Origin of the sequence: Mesorhizobium captivum, from assembly GCF_033977165.1 — a bacterium.
GTDB classification, from domain to species: domain Bacteria; phylum Pseudomonadota; class Alphaproteobacteria; order Rhizobiales; family Rhizobiaceae; genus Mesorhizobium; species Mesorhizobium captivum.
In genome coordinates, this window is the sequence record NZ_JAVIJB010000026.1 from 1 (window position 1) to 17,648 (window position 17,648).

Below are 17,648 nucleotides of genomic sequence, written 5' to 3' on the forward strand. Positions count from 1 at the left end.
CTTGCAGCACGCCAGGGTGCCGCAAGCGATCCGGGCTTTTCTTTTGCCGGCGGCAGCGCCAGGCAGAAGTTCAGAACCGTTAGTCTGCGCAGGAAGTGCCGTTCAGGACGTAGGGCGCGGCCCGCCGGCGTCGGGACTCCCGGGTCCGGGCCACGATAAGGGTCGGAGATATGGGGCGGGAGTTGGCTCGGCACCAATCGGGCCCGGGCCCATCCCTTTCGAGCCGGGCATGACGCGCTCCGGGGGCCTGAAAGATCGCACCTGACGGATCAGGCGAGCAGCCAGTCATTCAAATGGAATTCATAGATCTTGCCGTCGTTCTCGGTCGGATTCGAGTCGTTGTCCACTCCCCGATCGACGATATAGAGGCTCATTTGATGGCTCGGATCGTCGCTGCTCGGCGCCAGCGCCAATCCCGCCGGTTTCTTCGCGTGGGCGGCGGAGATATCGAGCGTGCCCAGCAGATCCCCGGTTGGCGTCACCATTGCCACCGAGTTGCGTGACGCGATGACATAAAGCAGGTCGTGGACCGGATCATACGCGATGCCCCCGTCAGAAGGGGTTCCGAGCGATTGTACAGAAAAACTCGTCACGACATCATCGCCGCCCGTGCTCGGGACGCCGTCGAATTTGCCGTTCTGGCCCGGAGCGATGGTGTAAATCCTATGGGTCGAGCCATCCTCGAGATAGAGCACTCCGCGGTTTGTGTCGTAGGCAAGACTCTCCGAATCCGAACTCCCGAACGCGGCCGTCTTGAATGAGGTCACGATATCGTCGGACGTATTGTAAAGCCCATCCTTCCCCGGGTTCAACTCGTAGACGCTCTTCGTGCCGGTATCATCCGAGAAGAAGAGATGGTGGTTCGTCGGGTTATATGTGACCCCGGCCGGCTCATCGGAGAACTTGATGGTGGTGAGCGTACCAGCCAGGGTGCCGTTCAGATTCATCTGATAGAGATTCTTGCCGGTGAAAATGGACATTTCATCGACTTCGCTGTCGGCAACCAGCAGCGTGCCGAGATGAGAAATATAGACGATATCGGTTGGATCGGGACTTGGCGGCGACCACTGCGAAGTCAGTATGGTATGTGCCAAGGTCACCGATGTCGGCAACTGGCCGCTGCCGCCGGTGACGTCAACGGTGAAGGTGTGCGTGGCGGCGCTGCCGTCGGACGAGGTCGCTGTCACGTGGAGATTGATCGACGGTTCGGATTGGGCATCGAGCGCGCCATTGCTCGATCGCGTGATGACGCCGGTGCTGGAATTGATGGCAAAGCGCGAGTCGTCGATCGTGTAGCTGACCGTCGATCCGGCATCGGGGTCCTTGGCCGAAGCGGTGATGCCGACGGCAGTGCCGGCGGCGGCATTCTGGAGGATCTGGTTGGCCGCGGTGTTGGCATCGGGCGGAGTGTTGAACGCGACCGGTTCCGGGCTGTCGAGGACGGCGAGAGTGAAGATCTTGTTCGCGGTGCTGCCGTCGGAAGACTTAGCCGTCACCGTCAGATTGATGCTCGACTGCGTCTCGAAGTCGAGTGTGCCGATGGCCGAGCGCGTGATGACACCGGTGCTGGAATTAATGGCAAAGCGCGCATCGTTGATGCTGTAGGCGACGCTCGATCCGGCATCGGGATCCGAAGCCGAAGCGGTGATCCCGGTGGGTGCCCCCGCCGCGGCGAGCTCGGCTATCTGGTTGGTTGCGGAATTGCTATCGGCGGGTGTGTTGAAAGCCACCGGATTGCCGGATCCCGGCAAGGTATATTCGATGTGCAGCAGTGGCGCACCGGCGGGATTGTATTCATATGAATCGGCCGTGCGCGTGCCGGTGCCGGTGATCAGGAACGCCATATCGTTGAGCGCCGCCCAGCCCGATCGGTTGACGATCTCCTGAACGATCGCAGAGAGGTCCGGTGTGCGCTCGGCCAGGCCTTGTTCGCCCACGATATTCCACGGGTCCGGCGTCCAGGCGGTGGACGCCGTCGTCCGGGAAAGCGACGAGACGTTGAACGCCGTGCTGGTGAAGGGACTGGCGTCGTCGGTGTCGTCGCCCTGGATCAGCAGGGAGGCCGCGCCGGTCTTCACCTCGTTGGCCTGGAACTGGATGTAGGCGCTGGTGATGATCGCGCCTTGCGGGATATCGATGCCGGTGAAGCGGATGCCGACGGTCTGGCGGGTGGTGCTGTCGTAGCCCAGCTCCAGGTCGCCGGTGTTGGTTCCGATCGTACCGGAGCCTTTCTCCTCGACATCGTCGCCTGCTGTCGCCACCCGCGTTTCGAATAGTTCAGCCATGATACATCTCCTTTCCGCATTTCCCCTCGATTAACAACGAAACCTCCAGGTGCCCGACCCGGGTCAGGCCGACCCATGATCGAGCAAGGCGATGGCGTCGTTGCGCGTGAAGAACGTGATCCTCGGAACTGACCTCGGGTTCCGCCGCTGATCAGTCTGTTGCCTGCTTCATTCTTGGCCATGCGGGCACGACTGATGCGAGCAGGCGCAGCAGTGACAGGCCTTCCCGCCCAAGGAACAGCGACGGCAGGAGCCAGCACAACAGCAGGCCCCCCGCAGACGCCAGCAATGCTGTATCGATGAGCAGCGGAAGAGGAGACAGATGGAGGGCGCGAAGCCAGTCCACGAATGCCCACACACCGGTTCCGACAACGCCCGCGAGCGCGAGGCCAGGCAGGTGCGCCAGGAAGAAATCCGCCCACGTCATCCCGGTCACGCGGAGGCTCAACTGCGCCATGAGAAAGAAATTGGCTCCGAATGCCAGGCCGACACCGAACGCCACCCCTTCCACGCCCCAGAATTGCCCTATGAAGGCTCCGATGCAGACACCGACGGTGAAAACAGCCTGGCGCCAGGCCCGGGCGTAAACCGTTCCGGTTGCCCGCGAGACAGAGTCGCTAAGCTTGTAGCTCGTGCGGAACAGCATGCTGAACGCCAGGATCTGGAGGGGGGCTACTACACCCTCCCAGCCCCGTCCGAGAATGACCCGAACCAATTCGGGCGCCATGATCGCCACAACCACGCTGGCCGGCAGGACAAGCAGGGCGCAGCCTGCGACGGCGCTGCGATAGGCGCGAGCAAGCCGCGCGGGCTGCTCCTGGACCAGCGCCATGGTGGGGAACAGCACGCGATCGAGAACCTGGCCGACGATGACCGCCGGAGTGGTCATGAGCTGGGACGACAAGCCGTAAACGCCGAGCGCATCGGCGCCGAGGTAGCGGCCTACGACGAGCCTGTCTACCTGAGTGGCGAGGTAGTTGCAGACCCGGGCAATCGTAAAGCCGCTGCCGAAATAGAGCAGTTCGACGATGGCGCGCCGCTCCAGCAAAGGCCGCATCGGATGCCTCTGGCCGGCGAGCAGCGCGATCATGCGGATGAACTGCTGGATCAGCAGCGCGCCGACAAGTGCCCAGATGCCGAAGCCAAGCCAGGCCAGCACCGGACCGACGACCACATAACCGATTGCGAAAGCGACCGCGTCGACGAGCGCGAGCCAACGGAACCGCAACGCACGCTGGGCCGAGGCCAGCGCCACCATGGAGGCTCCCTGGAAAAGAAAGATGAAACAGACCGCGCGCACGATCGGAGTGAGATCGGCGAGGCGAAGAAGGCCGGCAATAGCGGGTGCCAACGCCCATACCAGGGCGGATACGGTAAGACCGAGGAGGAGCGACAGGGTGTATCCGACCCGAAGATGCCGCTCCTCCAGTATAGGCCGCTGCACGATCGCAGGCGTAATGCCAAGGCCCTGGAAGATGGCCGAAAACTTGATGACGATCAGGGCTGCCGAGTAAAGGCCGAACTCATTGGGCGAGAGCAACCGGGCCAGGAGGAGAAGGGCGACAAGCTCCGCAACCGCCAGGGCGCCCATGGATAGGCCCGTCCAGAACATGCCCACGACACTGCGTTTTGCCAGCCCGCGCCGGATGTCGCTCACGCCAATCTCCACGTGCAGGTTACTTACTCGACCGACCAAGGTGGCCGTGCATCTTTCCCGGAACCGCTCAGCGGGGGGATGGAATATCCGGATGGCCCTGCTGAAACGCCAACGGAGCCCCCGTTGGCCGCGAGCCATGTTCAACGAGAAGGGACGGGATCTCGTAGCGGTAGAAGTCCATCTCATCCCGGACCTCGGGAATGATCGCCGCCAATTCGTTCGGATCCAGCCGCAGCCATTTCTGCTGGCGGCCAGGATCGATCATCTCCTTGGCCGTGCGAACGATGCCGTCGGTGCAGTTCAGCCCGCAATGGTCAAAGATGCGCCGCAAGACCAGCTCGGGATCCTGGATCAGATCTTCATAGCGAAACGACAGCACGCGGCTGTTGCCCAGCCTGGCGAGATCTTCTCGAGCCTTCCGATTGCCGCGCGCCCATTGGCGCGCGATCACCGTCAGTTTTTCTTGCTCCTTCAAATCCCGATCTATCCCGTTGTAGCGAGGGCCATAGATGGAGGTGTATTTTCTTCTTAATATTCTTTTCGCAACGATCTGTTTTGCAAGATCTGTTGCATAGTAATGAATCTGAGTGACGGGGGTCATTTTCAGGAGACGCAGAAGCCCCTTGAATGATTTGGCTCGCTGCCATTTGAGCTCCATCGAGCTTATGTAGGAGAATGGATTCCTCGTAATATATAGAAATATGGCTTCAGGAAATATTTCGTGGACAAACGGCACGCGCAAGACATTGGCGGGCGTGTTTTCCATGATCTGCCGATTGCCATTTCGTAACTGGTATTCGAGGAACCGGCCTCGAATGTAACGAGCGACTTTTTTCGTGGCATCGATTTCGCCAAATTCGTCATGACGCCGCGCCGGGTCCGCGTAAAGCCACACCGTTTTTGGCTCGTACCAAGTAACGATGTCGGGGTGCAGCCCGATCAATTTCTGCGCAATCGTGGTGCCGGACCGATAATTGCCAATCAGAAAAATCGGAGGTTTCAGCTCGGTTGTCATCATGACAAGTCTCCGTCGCTAAACATGAATTAAGATTTGCGCGATCCGCACGGCAAGCTGCGCCGCTACTGGTCCCTGAAGGCGCGCATCATCTGGTCCGTCAAAGGCTTCATCAGGTAGGAGAACACCTTGCGGTCACCGGTTCGGATGAACGCCTCCACCGGCATGCCGGGAATAAGCGAGACAGGACCGAGTTTCTTCAAGTCCTTCAGGTCGGGCGTGATGCGCACCACGTAGTAGACTTCATTGGTGTGCTGATCGCGCGTCACATCGGCCGAGATCATGGAGACCACACCTTCGGTTTCGGGCGTGGTGCGGACGTTGAAGGTGGTGAAGCGAAGAAGCGCGCGTTGGCCGATCGAGAGCTGGTCGATGTCCTGCGGAGCGGCCTTCACCTCGACCGTGAGCGTGTCGGTGTCGGGTACGATCAGCATGATAGGCTCCCCAGCACCGATCACGCCGCCCACGGTATGGATCGAAGATTGATGAACCGTGCCGCTGGAAGGGGCGCGAATGTCGATGCGCGACAGCTGGTCCTCGGCGGCGACTTTTTTCTCCTCGAACTCGGCGATCTTGGCTTCGACATCGCGCAGTTCGCTCCCGGTCTGGCTGGAAAATTCCTTGTCCAGCTGCAGGACCTGCAGCTCGACTTCGGCGATGGCCCCTTTCGCCTGCGCCATGCTCGATGCAAGTTGCGCCCGTTCACCCTCGATGCGTGTCGCCTCGCGTTCATATTCGGTCAGCTTCGACTTGAGGGTGAGTTTCATTTCGACGAGGCTGCGGATGTCGACGAGCTCGTCGTTGATCAGCTCGATCTCCTTGGTCTTTGCCGATTCCTGGGCCGAGTAGCCTTCGATCTGCTTGCCGAGTTGTTCGATGCGTTCGCGCAAGCGTGCCTTGTTGCCGGACACCTCGACCCGGCGAAGATCGAACAGACGTTGCTCGCTGGCCGCCGTGGCTGCAATCTCGGGGTCGTTCATTCGCGCGGCAAGCTCGGCAGCAAGCACCATCCGCTCACTGCCGTCACGCTCGGCCTCAAGCCGCGATTTTCGCGCATAAAGCTCGTCCAAGTTCTTCGTCACGTAGGCCAGGCTGGCGCGCGGAATGGTGTCGCTGAGCTGGACCAGAATGTCTCCGGCGCGGACACGATCGCCGTCGCGCGCGAAGATCTTGCCGACAACGCCGCCGGTCGGATGCTGCACCTTCTTCTCGCTGGTCTCGACCACTACCGCGCCACGCGAAATGATGGCTCCGGAAATGTCTGCGGTTCCGGCCCAGACTCCGGCCCCGCCGACGAGCAACGCGACGACGGTTGTCCCGCCCAGCAGGTTGCGGCGAATGGAACGCCAGTTGGAAGAAGGCCGCTTCAAGTCCGTCGCCTTGCTTGCCCGAGTCCTGTCTTCAGTTCCGCAATTGTGGGGCGCTTGCTACCGGCTGCAGGCCCTCGGCACTGACTTGTGGCATCGGCAGGAGCTTCGACAGGACGCACTCCCTGGTGCCGAAGATCTGCATCTGCCCCTCTTTCATCAGCAGCAGGAAATCCACGGTGCTGAGGATGTTCGGCCGATGCGCCACGATCGCCACGATGCCGCCGCGGGCCTTGATTCCGAGGATGGCTGCGGCAAGCGCCATTTCGCCTTCGATGTCGAGATTGGAGTTGGGCTCGTCGAGGACGACCAGGAACGGATCGCGATAGAGCGCGCGTGCCAGGGCAACGCGCTGGCGCTGCCCTGCCGAAAGCGCGGTTCCGGCCTCTCCGATCTGCGTCTCGTAGCCGTTGGGAAGACCGATGATCAGCTGGTGGACACCCGCCGCGCGGGCGGCGGCGACAATAGCCTCCGGATCCGGTCCGGGATCGAAGCGGGCGATATTGGCGGCAACGGTTCCAGCGAAGAGTTCGACGTCCTGGGGCAGGTAGCCTATGTAGCGGCCAAGGCGTTCCGACGACCACTGATCGAGTGCGGCGCCATCCAGCTTGATGCGGCCTGCCAGCGGTCGCCACGCGCCGACCAGCCCACGAACGAGGCTCGATTTGCCGGAGCCGCTTGGTCCGATGATGCCGAGCACCGAGCCGGCGTCCAGGCTGAACTCCACACCTTGCACGATGATCTGCGCGCCCGGCGCGCCGATCGCGATGCGCTCCACCGTCAAATTCGCACCGGGAACCGGAAGTGCCATCGGCTGCGCGTCCGGCGGCAATCGGGCGAGCAACTTGCTCAGCCTGCTCCAGCTCTGACGTGCGGCCACGAAGTTGCGCCAATGGGCGATGGCGAGATCGACAGGCGCCAGCGCGCGGCCGGCAAGGATGGAGCCGGCGATGATGATCCCCGACGTCGCCTCGCCCTGGATCACCAGCCAGGCGCCCACACCCAGCATTGCCGACTGGAGCATCAGCCGCAAGGCGCGGGCGAAGCTGCCAAAGCCGCCTACGATATCGCTGACACGCTGCTGTTGCGCCAGATATTCACGACTCGCCTCCCGCCAGTGGTCGTGCAGGCGGTTGCCCATGCCCATCGCCGCAAGCACCTCCGCGTTGCGGCGGCTGGCCTCGGCGAGGCTGTTGCGCCGCACGCCAGTCACAGCCGCGGCGCTTATCGGTTTGCGCGTAAAGACCTCGGTCGCGGCCGTCAGCGTCACCAACAGGATCGCACCACAGGTGGCGGTGATCCCGAGGGTCGGATGAAGGCTCCAGATGATCGCCAGATAAAAAGGAAGCCACGGAAGGTCGAAAAGCGTGCCAGGCCCGGCGCTCGACAGAAATGTGCGGATGCCGTCGAGATCGCGCTGCGGCTGCAATCCATCGCCCTGCTGGCCGATATACAGAGGCAGCCTTGAAACAGCCGTGAAGACACGCCCCCCTACCGCGTCGTCCAGCTCGGCGCCGATCCGGGTCATGATGCGGCCGCGCGCAAGGTCGATGAGCGCCTGTCCGACAAACAGAATGCCGGCCAATATCGCCATGGCTATCAGGGTCGGGACGCTGCGGCTCGGCAGCACGCGGTCGTAGACCTGCAACATGAACATCGCGCCGGTCAGCATGAGGATGTTGCTCACCCCGCTGAAGAGCGCGACGCCGGCGAACGCTGCCCGGCAGGAGCGCAATGCGTCGGCCAGTTCCGAACCGGGCGCCGGTTCCGTGACCGAGGACTGGGCGCCGGCGTTCGCGAACGCGCCTGGCAAGTTGCCTTTTCGTTTCCGCCTTGCGTAGCGCGCGACCGCCACGAGCAAGGCAAGGGCTGCGATAGCCAGCCAAATCGGCAGCGTGCCCGGACCGGCCAGCAAGGCCAACGGATCGGAAAAATAGCCCCAGCCAGTCCCGAGATCGCCCCATGGACGGGCCTGCGAGACCCCGCCGAAATCGAAGAAGCGCGGTAAAAGATCGGCCCCAACCAACGCAAGGGCGAGGACAAACAGGATTGCTCCGGGGATGTGCGACCGGACGACGGGTCGGCGCAGGGCGCGACGAGACGTTTTGCGGCGCACCGTTGCACGGAGGAGGCTGAGCGGCCTCTGCTCCGTTTCGGCATCCGAATTCGCCTTGTGGAGTCGGCTCCCCAAGGCGGTCAGTCCTGCCCCCAAGGTCATTGTCAAAGTTCCGAAGATGAGATCTTAACCCCTAAGTGCAGACGGCCGGAGACCGATCAAATGCACAGCTCATCCAGAGCATTGCGGAGCGGCGACAGCAGGCTCGAAGCCTAGCGCTGCTTTAGAAAGCGAGGCTCGTCTTATTGGCCGATGATGCCGGGCTGGGTGGCCGCACCTTCCGTATTCGGAGGCGCCATTGTTCCGGAGTCCGGAGCGTAAAACCCCTTGTTGGCCGCAAGCGAGACCTCGATGACGTCGCCGGCTTTCACTTCCGTATTTTCGTCGGCGACGAGGTCGTGAGCGATCTTCTGGTCGCGCCTGAAAATCGAAATCTTCACCGAACCTTGCAAGTCGTCAAAGGTCCTCTGTTCGCCGTAAGTAAAGATAAAGAGAAGCTTGTCGGCGACATACCTGATTTGACTTTGGACTTTTCCAAGCTCGACCTGCGTGTCCTGGGTCTGTCCGATCAACTCCACTTCGTGGCTTTGACGCTTTTTTCGCAGTTCGCTCTGCGCGTTCAGCATCTCCTGCTGGGCCTGCTCCTGCTGCAGCTCGGTCTGCGCCAGTTCGGCCCGATAGCTGGTATGCGCTCTTTCCGCCGAATTGACATTCGAGTTCGTTATCAGCCCCTTTTCCCGCAGCGAGCGGGCAGACTGTAATTCTTCAAGCTGAAGGTTTGCGGTCTTTTCCCGTTCCTTTCTGGTGGCGGCGACCATATCAGCTTCCTTTTTCGCCCGATCCAGCGAGGTCTGGAGATAGGAGATGTCGTCCTGATACGCGGCAAGCCGCGCGTTCAACTGGGCTTGCTCGGAAGCGATGATGTCGGCAATCAGGTGTCCGCCGAACTCGATCGGCGGATCCGCCGGAGCAACGAAGGATTTGTCTTCCCGGATTTCCGCCTGGAGCCGGGCGAGCCGAACCTTGAGGCGATATTCTTCGATCGCCAGATTCGCGCGAGTGCTGCGCAGATCGGCTATTTGCAGGGCCGGCTCCGTGTTTCCCACCGCGCTAGCCCGAAAGCCGCCCGCTATGGCGAGCGCATGGCGAACCGTTATTCCCGGTTGGAACGGGTAGGATCCGGGGTGGGCCACCGTTCCGGAAATGAAGAATGGCCGGTATTGACCGATCTCCACCTTCACGAACGGCTCGAGGATGAGCTTCTGCTGCCGAAATGCATGCTCAATGGCTTGTGAAAGGGCGACGGTGGTGAGGCCACGCGCTTGAATATCGCCCAACATGGGCAGGGATATCGAGCCCCGATCGTCGACCACCACATCCAGCGGATAGGATGCCTCGCCGATCACCGATATCCGCAAGACGTCGCCGGTGTCGAAAGCATAGCCATCGGCGCGGGATGCATGCGCGGTGAGCAGGACAAAGGCAATTGCGAGGCCAGCGATCATTGCGAGCACGCGGCCGGCCGCCGGTTCGAATCCGGTAAGGAGCCATCGGCTCCAGCTTCGCGAAGGCTGGGAGGGAAATTGCTGGTCAGCACGCAAACACATCGTCTGTACTCCGCTTGCCTTGACAACTGCCTTCACGGCCAGTCGACCCGCGTCGACCAGGGCGTGACAGCAGGGGATCCGTTCGGTTGGAAAAATAAGCTTGCAACTCCGCGCTCGCTCGAAGGAGCGAACGGCTGATTAAAATCCGGGCAGCCCCAAGGTTTGCTTGGCCAGGCCGTCGCGAATTCGCGCCTCGGTTGGCCTTGCGGCTGCAGGGGCTGACTCCAGGACGGATTGATAAATCAGCTCTACCCTTTCGCACATGGAATCCAGTCCCCAGGACGAAAGATCGGTGAGTTTCGCGCCGTCAGCCAGTCGAGCGCGATAGTGCTGGTTCTCGAGAAGATCGGCGACCGCAGCCGCGGCGGCGCCCACGTCTTCTGCCGGCGCCACAATTCCATTCACGCCATGCTTCACGACCTCTTCCACTCCGGGCAGGTGAGAGATCACACTGGCTCGACCACCCGCCAGATACTGCATCATGACGCGGGGCAACCCTTCCCGCATGGACGTCAGCACGCACACGTCCGCCAGGCTGATCAGCCTTTCCGGCTCGCGATGATGGCCGATCATGCGAACGTTGTTCGCGAACGGGGATCGTTCGATCGCCGATTCAACTGCGGCGCGCGCCGACCCTTCACCGGCCACGAGCAGTCGCACGTTCGGAATTCGATCAACGACCTGCCCGAATGCTTCAATGAACTCGACGTGGCGTTTTCTCGGTTCCAGCGCGGCCAGCATCAGGACCACCGGTGGCTTTGGTTCGCCGGCCGCCGTCCCCAGGAGCAGATGCGGTTCTTGCGGCCATTTCGCGTTCGCGAAACGTGCCAGATCGAAGCCGGAGTGGACGATGTGATGCTGATCGGGGCGGCCCAAATGATTGGCGATGCAAATGTCGCGCATGGCCTGGCTGACATCGATGTAAGCGCGCGTGAACCTCGCCGCCAGGCGTTCGGCAGCCAGGAATATCAGCCTCTGCGCAGTGCCCACATGCACGAACGGCAAAATGTGCACGCCATGCACGATGCCGGGGATATGGGCTTCCCTTGCGGCGAGACGGCCGACGATGCCGGCCTTGCTTTGATGTGTGTGCACGATGTCGGGCTGCCAATCGCGCATAAGGCGCGTGAGCTGCCCGAACGCAGAAATGTCGCGCGAGGGCGAAATCGAGTTGATGAGTTTTCCGAGCGTCACCACTCGAAGGGCTCCGGCGACGGACACCCGCAGACTCGGGTCGTATTCCTCGCCGTGAACCAGCAGCACTTCGTGGCCGTGCCGCGCCTGAGCGAGACAACAAGCCAATGTGTTCTCTTCGGAGCCTGCCCGAAGCAGTCGGGTGAGCACATGAACGATCTTCATTTGCCTGTACCTCAGGGGACGTGAAATCCGGGCTTCGGGTAGAGGATCGAATGCATCGAGCGAGATGCCTGGCGGCTCCCGCCTTTCGCGCGCATGGCCGGGATCGCTTGTCGCCTGGCGCGATCGCGGGGGAGGTTGCGTCTATTGTGGGAATGGATGTGGACCGAGGACTCCGCGGCCGCCTGTTACAAAGATAGCCAGATGTGCCTGAACAGTTCTCGGCCGACGGCCTCTACGTCCGTGCTGGCGTCAACGGTCCGGATGTTCTTGTCCCTGGCTCGTAGCTCCGCCATCAGTGACAGCCGCGCATCGAACGCTTCTTTCTTGATGTCTCCCGGCTTTCGCTGCTCGGAGACGGCAAAATCTGAGACGAGGTGCAAAGTGAGGTGCGGTCGGCACTCCGCCATCTTCTGGTAGAGCCGCTGCTCGAGCCGGGCGAGAGCTGACAAGCCCGGGACGGAGAACAGGTGCGGTGGGATGGTCGGCCCGTCTAGATATCCGCTGCGGAGCGCCTGCGGCCACCTGTCGCAAATGACTATCAGCCCGCGCGTCGCCCACCGATGTGCGCGTTTCACCACAGCGTATCGTTCAAACGCGATCAAAACCGCCCACAATGCCAATGCGGCGGCGGCAACGCCCTCCTTGGCTCCGCTCCGGCCGAGGGAATCCTTGCTGTCGTGGCGGGCCAAGGACTTGAGGCGGCGTCTATGGGGAAAAACCAGAGTCTGCAGCGCCTTGCGAAGCCACCATCCATTGCCATCGCCGGTTCCGACATAGGCTTGCGCGCAGCCGAATTTCCATCGAAAAATCTGGGTCAGCCGGTCAGCCTGGGTACTCTTGCCCATGCCGTCGGGGCCTATGAGCGCCACCACGAACCCACCAGCCGCGGGCCGTCTCTTTGGCGGAAAGCTGCCGGGCATCAAGCGCTGAAGGAACCGCAAGCCGAGATATGAGGTCTTGCGGGTCAGATGGACCGCGGCATCGGCTATCCCATAGCGCCCCGTGAAGCCGCACATTTCCCGGATCGAACGCCGCAGCCTGGCGAGATCTCCGCGATGGGCAGCCAGACCGTCGGCGCTTTGCAGGAACCGGCAGTTCACCGGTCCCCCGCGGCCAAATTCGCATTCCACGACGCGCAATCCGGACTCGCCGGGCAGAAATGGCAGGCGTGCGATTTGGTCCTTCCAACCATCGCCGACGGTGATCCATTGCCTCCACGGTGGCGCCCAGGCCCGGAAGGCGAAACGGGCAATCGTTATTCGAAGCTCGTCTTGTGGGGAGACTACCGGAATCGCTACGCCGTCGACGCTGACCGACTCCCACCGCGTGATCGCCGCATAATCGAACACCGGATAGCGCTTACGAAATTCCCTGCCGACCCGGCAGCCGATATGCATATCGAGATGGAGATAGCGGCCACGCGAAAAATCAGGCAGGAACCAGTCTTCCCGTCCGGCGCAGACATTGTCGTAACAGGACAGGCTGACGCTGCGACGGCCGTGCAGCTGACTTACGATCGAGCAGAAGGCCGGGTAGTCGTGCTTGTCCAAGAGGACATCCAGATCGTCTCGGCCGGACAGTCCGTCATGTAGAGATGCCAGATCCTGAATTATTCCGTATTTCAGGCCGGCTTCATCGAACGCTCGAAACAGTTCCACGGCAATCGGCAGCACCGGTGCCGTTTCGCGGGGCCGCAAAGCGCTTCCGTTGGGTTGAGAGGACCTTGCATCTGCTTGGCTGCCCGACGGGCCCACGCCAAGCGAAGGGGCTGGCGCCGAGACATTCGCCCCCGGCGCCAGCGCTTCCGTCACCATCCTTGCCTTGGCGTCCGGGGACCAGCGACGATACCGATGCGGCCGCAGGCCATCGTGAAGCTCCCCGGGCCCGTCGGGCCGGTAGCTTCCTGTTTTGGATTTGGGTGCGGGCTGCAAGACGTCTCCTGCAATTTGTAGCGGCTGGCGTCATTCGCTCGACGTCGTTGGATGACGTGAGGCAATCCAATCTTTGGCGGCTGACTTCGCTGCAATGTTGCGACACCAAGCCTCTCAATGCCGGCCCGCGAGTTCGGATGTCGCCTTTGCAAGCTGCCGCACCCAGGGTGAATTGGGTGCCAATCGGTTCGACTTTTTTCCCACCGGCAAACAGTAAATGAAAGCTCACAATAAGTATTAAGAAATTACCGATATTTTATCTCTGCCGATAGTAATCGGAATCGAACGGTTCATAATATCAAGAAGAATTCTGACGGCCCCAGCACTGCCGACCTGGTCAAGAACCCCCAACTGGTCCGAAAACGGTCCGTCTGTGATCCTTATTCTTTGACCCGGCCTCAACAGAATGTCCGGATGCAAAATTCCGTCATCGTCGGTTGCTGATATCAACGACTCAACCACACCGTAAGGTGCCGGTATCGGCATTCCTTTGCTCATGACCAGCTTCCGGACGCCGACGGTCGAGTTGATCGGGTACCAGCTCTGCTGATGAACAGCCAGTGAGACGAACAGATAGCAGTCGAAATACGCACTGGAGACGGTTTTGACACTGCGCGCGTGCCGGACAGTTCGCCTTCGCTTGGGCAGATAGGTTCGGAAGCTTTGCGATAGCAGGTGCCTTTCGGCGAGGCTTTCGGAATGCTGGTGTGTCTGGACCACGCACCAACGGGCAGGTTCGCCGTCGTGACTTTGTCTCGCCAGCTCCAGGGGCCGATTGTGGTATAAGTCAGCGTTCAGCATGGCGCAATATTGTCTCTCTCCTAATTGAGATAGTAACTGTCCGAGACACTGCTTTCGAGCGACGTGTAACGGCCGTATCTCGGCAGCTTTGGTTCCTCCACCATTGTCAAGGCGATACCGGCAATCCTTGACCGACCGCCAAGATGTCGAATTCCTTCGGCAACGGCCTCGCGCGAAGTCTCGCGCCACTTCACGACAAAGACGACTTTGTCGACATGCCTCGCCAGGATCGTGGCATCGGCCGCAGGCCCAACAGGCGGTGCGTCGATGATCACTGTGTCGAATTTTCCGCGAAGCTCATCGAGGATCGAGCGCATTCGCGCCGAAGCGAGAAGGGCAGGCGGGTTGCGGGTCCTTGCGCCGGCAGGCAGAACGGAAATCCCCGAGCGTTCGTCCAGGTGAATTGCGTTTGCAGCCTTCACCGGCAAAGTGAGAAGGTCGACCAGTCCGACCTTGTCCGCCATGCCGAAAAAGGCCGTGGTAGAGGACAGCCGCAAATCCGCATCGATGACCAGAACCCGTTTGCCGTCGGCCACGGCGGAGCAGGCCAGGCTCAACACCAGAGTTGTCTTTCCCTCGCCGGGCATCGCCGACGTCACGAGCATGAGGCGCGGTGAGCGGTCCCATTCCGGGGTCGCCTCCAGGCCAAGGCGGAGCCGCCGTACCGCTTCGCTGTATCTGGATAGTGGTTTGCGCTCGAGGTAGGCCACCGGCTGCGCCTGGGACTGGGCGTCTTTCGACCAGCCCGACATCCTTGGCATGGACGCAAGAACCGGAACGGCCAGTTCGTCCTCGATCTGCTTCTTTGCCATGAAGCCGGAAGCGAAAAGCTCGCGAAGAACGGCGCCGGCGCCGCCGAAGAAAATGCCGAAGACCAGACCCAGAGCCGCAAAAAGGGATCTGTTCGGGAAGCTCGGAGCACCCGGAACGCTGGCATCGGTGATCACGCGCACGCCGCTGTTGAGGAGGGTGGATTTTTCCTCGGTGAGCTTGGCGCGTGACAGGAATGTCTCGAAGAGTTCCTTGTTCGCGGCGGCGATCCTCTCCAGATCGCGTAACTGAACGCCAACCTGACCTTCGATCTCGGATCGGTTGGATACCGAGTCCAGGGCCCGAGCCAGTGAAGCCTCGCGGGCTTCGGCGGCGTCGACTTCATTCTTCAGGTTGCCGATGAGGCGCTGGACCTCGGCGGCGATCTGCCCCTCGATGTCGTGGCGCTCGGCCTGGGCCGCCATGACATCGGGATGCCGTTCGCCGTATTTCAATTTGAGGTCGGCTTCCTTCCGGCTCACCAGGGACAGCTGTGATCGAAGTGCGCTGACCACGACGGATTGCAAGACGTCGGGCATCGACTGGATGTCGCCGCCGGCAATCTGCAGCTTGTCGACTTGTTGATATTGCGCCCGTTTCTCCGACAATTCGGCGCGCGCATTGATCAAGGCGACGTTCAATTCGGACAGCTGTTGGTCGGTCAGGCTGCCCGCCGGCGTCGCCAGCAGATTGTGATCGATCCGAAATTTCTGGACTGCCTGTTCCGAACGGCTGAGCTCCGCCCGCAAATAGGAGGCCCGCTCGCTAAGCCATGTGGAGGCTTTCTGGACCCCTTCGTAACGGGACTTTATTCGATCGTTGACATAGGCCTGGGCAATGGCATTGGCGAGCGATGCTGCTTTTTGCGGGTCGTAGGTGCTCACATCAAGCTCAATGACGTTGCCAAGCCCGACGCGCGAGACTCCCAGCGCGCCTTGGAGCCATACCAATGCCGCCGGCCCGATCTTGGGGTCTTCCGTCAGCTTCTGGCCGTCGACGACCTGTTGAAGAAGTGAGGCGGATCTCAGGACTGCTATTTGACTTTCGATGAATGTTGGATTGTCGGCAAAATCAGAATTGGAATAGTCTTGCGGCGTCATATAGTCGATCGGTGCGTCAAGTAAGATTTGCGCAACACCCGTATACGATGCCGGAATAACATAGGCAGCGCCTAGAAATAAACTGAAAGTGAGCGCTGCAATACTGCACACAAGCTTCCAACGCCGGAGAAAGAAATCAACGACCTCCCTGACGTCGAGCGGCAAAAACTCCCGGATCATGGTCGGATTGTCAGTTGGACTTGCCATCTCGGAATCCTTGCGATCAGCAGCACAACGCCCACCCCTTCAGCGTCGGCTGAAATGGCTTTCTTTCCAAAAGGTTCGGGCAGTTAGCTGTTAGGCGCGCTCAAACTCATCGCACGGGCCTTTGTGCCCCGCCGGCATGTCCAAATCGCTGTTCCACCCACCTGACCGATCGCGTCACCGGTCGGTTTAGAAACATATCAGCTTCGCGGACATCCTCGCCATTACCATTATTGAGTAGTAAATCGGCTAAAGGTCGATCTGGTCTACCCGGCAGGCCTTTCAGAGCTTTGGGACGTCGCCTGGACACCTTGCTTCCGCTCTTCCGAGAGGTCCACAACACTGCTGACGTGTAGCGTCTCGCAGGAGAACCCTGTGCCCTGGACGACAAGAAGGCGGCCGGCCGCCGGCGGGTCTGAGATCGATGGCGAGTCCGAGGTTGATATGGACACTTACAGCGAAATCGTTGTGAAATTTGCGGATTGGATCGCCAACAGACCGGGAGCCATTCTGATGCTGTCAACAACCTTGCCGTTGATGCTCCTTCTGCAGAAGGGTCGGCTGCTGGGCTATGGCGCCCTCGCCGTGCTTATTGGGGCTGTCACATTGATCTCTTTCGGCATTGAGAGTCCGACCGGAGCAGTCATCGTCTTTCTTGCCTATAGTTTGCTGGTTTCGGTTGCTCTGCTTTCCATCCGGAGGCGTTTGAAGCAGATCGAGGATCGCCTCGCATCGGTCATGTCGGCGCTAGGCGAACTGGAAGTTGCCGAGGAAAGACGGCAGACTTACAGCGCCAAGCATCCCGCGGTCTCGCGATTTCAGTCGCGCAGGAAGCGGCCGGCCGCAACAATGGAGCAAACCGCTTCGGTCAGCGCAGCGGAGAGGCCCGGAGGAGAGGAGCAGTCGATCCCCGGTCCGCTTTGGCAAGAGCTACAAGCGCTCGACGCCCGATTGGACTCCGCGCTTCCGGCATCAACTCGACCGGCAGAACGCGATCCGCTTTCGAAAGAAGTCAAGGAAGGGCTGCGATCGAGTTGAAGGATTATGCTGGTAGTGGTTCGAGCCGGTTGAAGTAGCCGCAAGCATGTCGTCCGTGGGAACTAACGGTTTGCTGGCAGGCCCACGGGCAACTTGCCGAAGCCGGTCCGGCAGGCGGGACTGCACGAGCCGCCATCGATCATGGCCGAGATGGCCGGCATTTTGATTCGACCCGATGCGGAAGCTCGCGCGGGCAGCAGTGCTGCGCCGACAAGATGCAGTTGGTTTCCCAAGAAACTTGCCGATGGCCACACGGCCACTGCCGCCCGAGCGAAGGCGCCGCGCGGACAAAGTCGATGTCTGGTCTTACGCATGTCGTGCCGGTCTGCCGCGACTGCCCAATGCCAGCCGCTGCATT

General features: G+C 61.0%; 11 protein-coding genes. 1 reads left to right on the forward strand and 10 read right to left on the reverse strand.

What is annotated here, in order from left to right; all coding sequences use genetic code 11:
- Positions 1-269 precede the first annotated feature (269 nt).
- From RFM40_RS21175 to RFM40_RS21220, 10 genes are all read right to left on the reverse strand, one after another.
- Positions 270-2,285 carry an RTX toxin gene (locus tag RFM40_RS21175; RefSeq protein ID WP_320225265.1) on the reverse strand — a complete coding sequence of 672 codons (2,016 nt, stop codon included), beginning with the start codon at positions 2,283-2,285 and terminating at the stop codon, positions 270-272.
- Positions 2,286-2,436: 151 nt separating this feature from the next.
- Positions 2,437-3,942, reverse strand: a complete 1,506-nt coding sequence (locus tag RFM40_RS21180; RefSeq protein WP_320278135.1) for a lipopolysaccharide biosynthesis protein — start codon at positions 3,940-3,942, stop codon at positions 2,437-2,439.
- A gap of 67 nt (positions 3,943-4,009) precedes the next feature.
- Positions 4,010-4,960: a sulfotransferase family protein gene (locus RFM40_RS21185; RefSeq protein WP_320220819.1), complete on the reverse strand. Its 951-nt coding sequence runs from the start codon at positions 4,958-4,960 to the stop codon at positions 4,010-4,012.
- Positions 4,961-5,022: 62 nt separating this feature from the next.
- The gene (locus RFM40_RS21190; RefSeq protein WP_320225267.1) at positions 5,023-6,327 is read right to left on the reverse strand and encodes an HlyD family type I secretion periplasmic adaptor subunit; all 1,305 of its coding nucleotides are present in this window, start codon (positions 6,325-6,327) and stop codon (positions 5,023-5,025) included.
- 31 nt (positions 6,328-6,358) lie between these two features.
- Entirely contained in the window at positions 6,359-8,137 is a 1,779-nt protein-coding gene (locus RFM40_RS21195) for a type I secretion system permease/ATPase (protein ID WP_320225465.1), read from the reverse strand.
- 545 nt (positions 8,138-8,682) lie between these two features.
- Positions 8,683-9,945 (reverse strand): polysaccharide biosynthesis/export family protein, encoded by a 1,263-nt coding sequence (locus RFM40_RS21200; protein WP_320278172.1) that lies wholly within the window; start codon positions 9,943-9,945, stop codon positions 8,683-8,685.
- A 240-nt stretch (positions 9,946-10,185) separates the two neighbouring features.
- Complete coding sequence (locus tag RFM40_RS21205) at positions 10,186-11,406, reverse strand: glycosyltransferase (RefSeq protein ID WP_320225269.1); 1,221 nt, start codon at positions 11,404-11,406, stop codon at positions 10,186-10,188.
- A 185-nt stretch (positions 11,407-11,591) separates the two neighbouring features.
- The gene (locus RFM40_RS21210; protein ID WP_320225270.1) at positions 11,592-13,220 is read right to left on the reverse strand and encodes a hypothetical protein; all 1,629 of its coding nucleotides are present in this window, start codon (positions 13,218-13,220) and stop codon (positions 11,592-11,594) included.
- Positions 13,221-13,574: 354 nt separating this feature from the next.
- A complete protein-coding gene (gene nusG, locus RFM40_RS21215; RefSeq protein ID WP_320225271.1) occupies positions 13,575-14,138 on the reverse strand; it encodes a transcription termination/antitermination protein NusG in 564 nt (187 codons plus the stop codon).
- A gap of 20 nt (positions 14,139-14,158) precedes the next feature.
- A complete protein-coding gene (locus tag RFM40_RS21220; RefSeq protein WP_320225272.1) occupies positions 14,159-16,255 on the reverse strand; it encodes a GumC family protein in 2,097 nt (698 codons plus the stop codon).
- Between the two features lie 441 nt (positions 16,256-16,696).
- On the opposite strand from RFM40_RS21220, the gene RFM40_RS21225 reads away from it, so the two are divergent.
- Positions 16,697-17,290, forward strand: a complete 594-nt coding sequence (locus RFM40_RS21225) for an ABC transporter permease family protein (RefSeq protein WP_320225273.1) — start codon at positions 16,697-16,699, stop codon at positions 17,288-17,290.
- Positions 17,291-17,648: the final 358 nt, after the last annotated feature.

What these genes read in the sequence shown, in the direction of transcription:
- RFM40_RS21175 (WP_320225265.1), bottom strand. Translation starts at nt 2,285, where the DNA reads ATGGCTGAACTATTCGAAACGCGGGTGGCGACAGCAGGCGACGATGTC.
- RFM40_RS21185 (WP_320220819.1), bottom strand. Translation starts at nt 4,960, where the DNA reads ATGATGACAACCGAGCTGAAACCTCCGATTTTTCTGATTGGCAATTAT.
- RFM40_RS21200 (WP_320278172.1), bottom strand. Translation starts at nt 9,945, where the DNA reads ATGATCGCTGGCCTCGCAATTGCCTTTGTCCTGCTCACCGCGCATGCA.
- RFM40_RS21205 (WP_320225269.1), bottom strand. Translation starts at nt 11,406, where the DNA reads ATGAAGATCGTTCATGTGCTCACCCGACTGCTTCGGGCAGGCTCCGAA.
- RFM40_RS21210 (WP_320225270.1), bottom strand. Translation starts at nt 13,220, where the DNA reads ATGGTGACGGAAGCGCTGGCGCCGGGGGCGAATGTCTCGGCGCCAGCC.
- nusG (WP_320225271.1), bottom strand. Translation starts at nt 14,138, where the DNA reads ATGCTGAACGCTGACTTATACCACAATCGGCCCCTGGAGCTGGCGAGA.
- RFM40_RS21220 (WP_320225272.1), bottom strand. Translation starts at nt 16,255, where the DNA reads ATGGCAAGTCCAACTGACAATCCGACCATGATCCGGGAGTTTTTGCCG.
- RFM40_RS21225 (WP_320225273.1), top strand. Translation starts at nt 16,697, where the DNA reads ATGGACACTTACAGCGAAATCGTTGTGAAATTTGCGGATTGGATCGCC.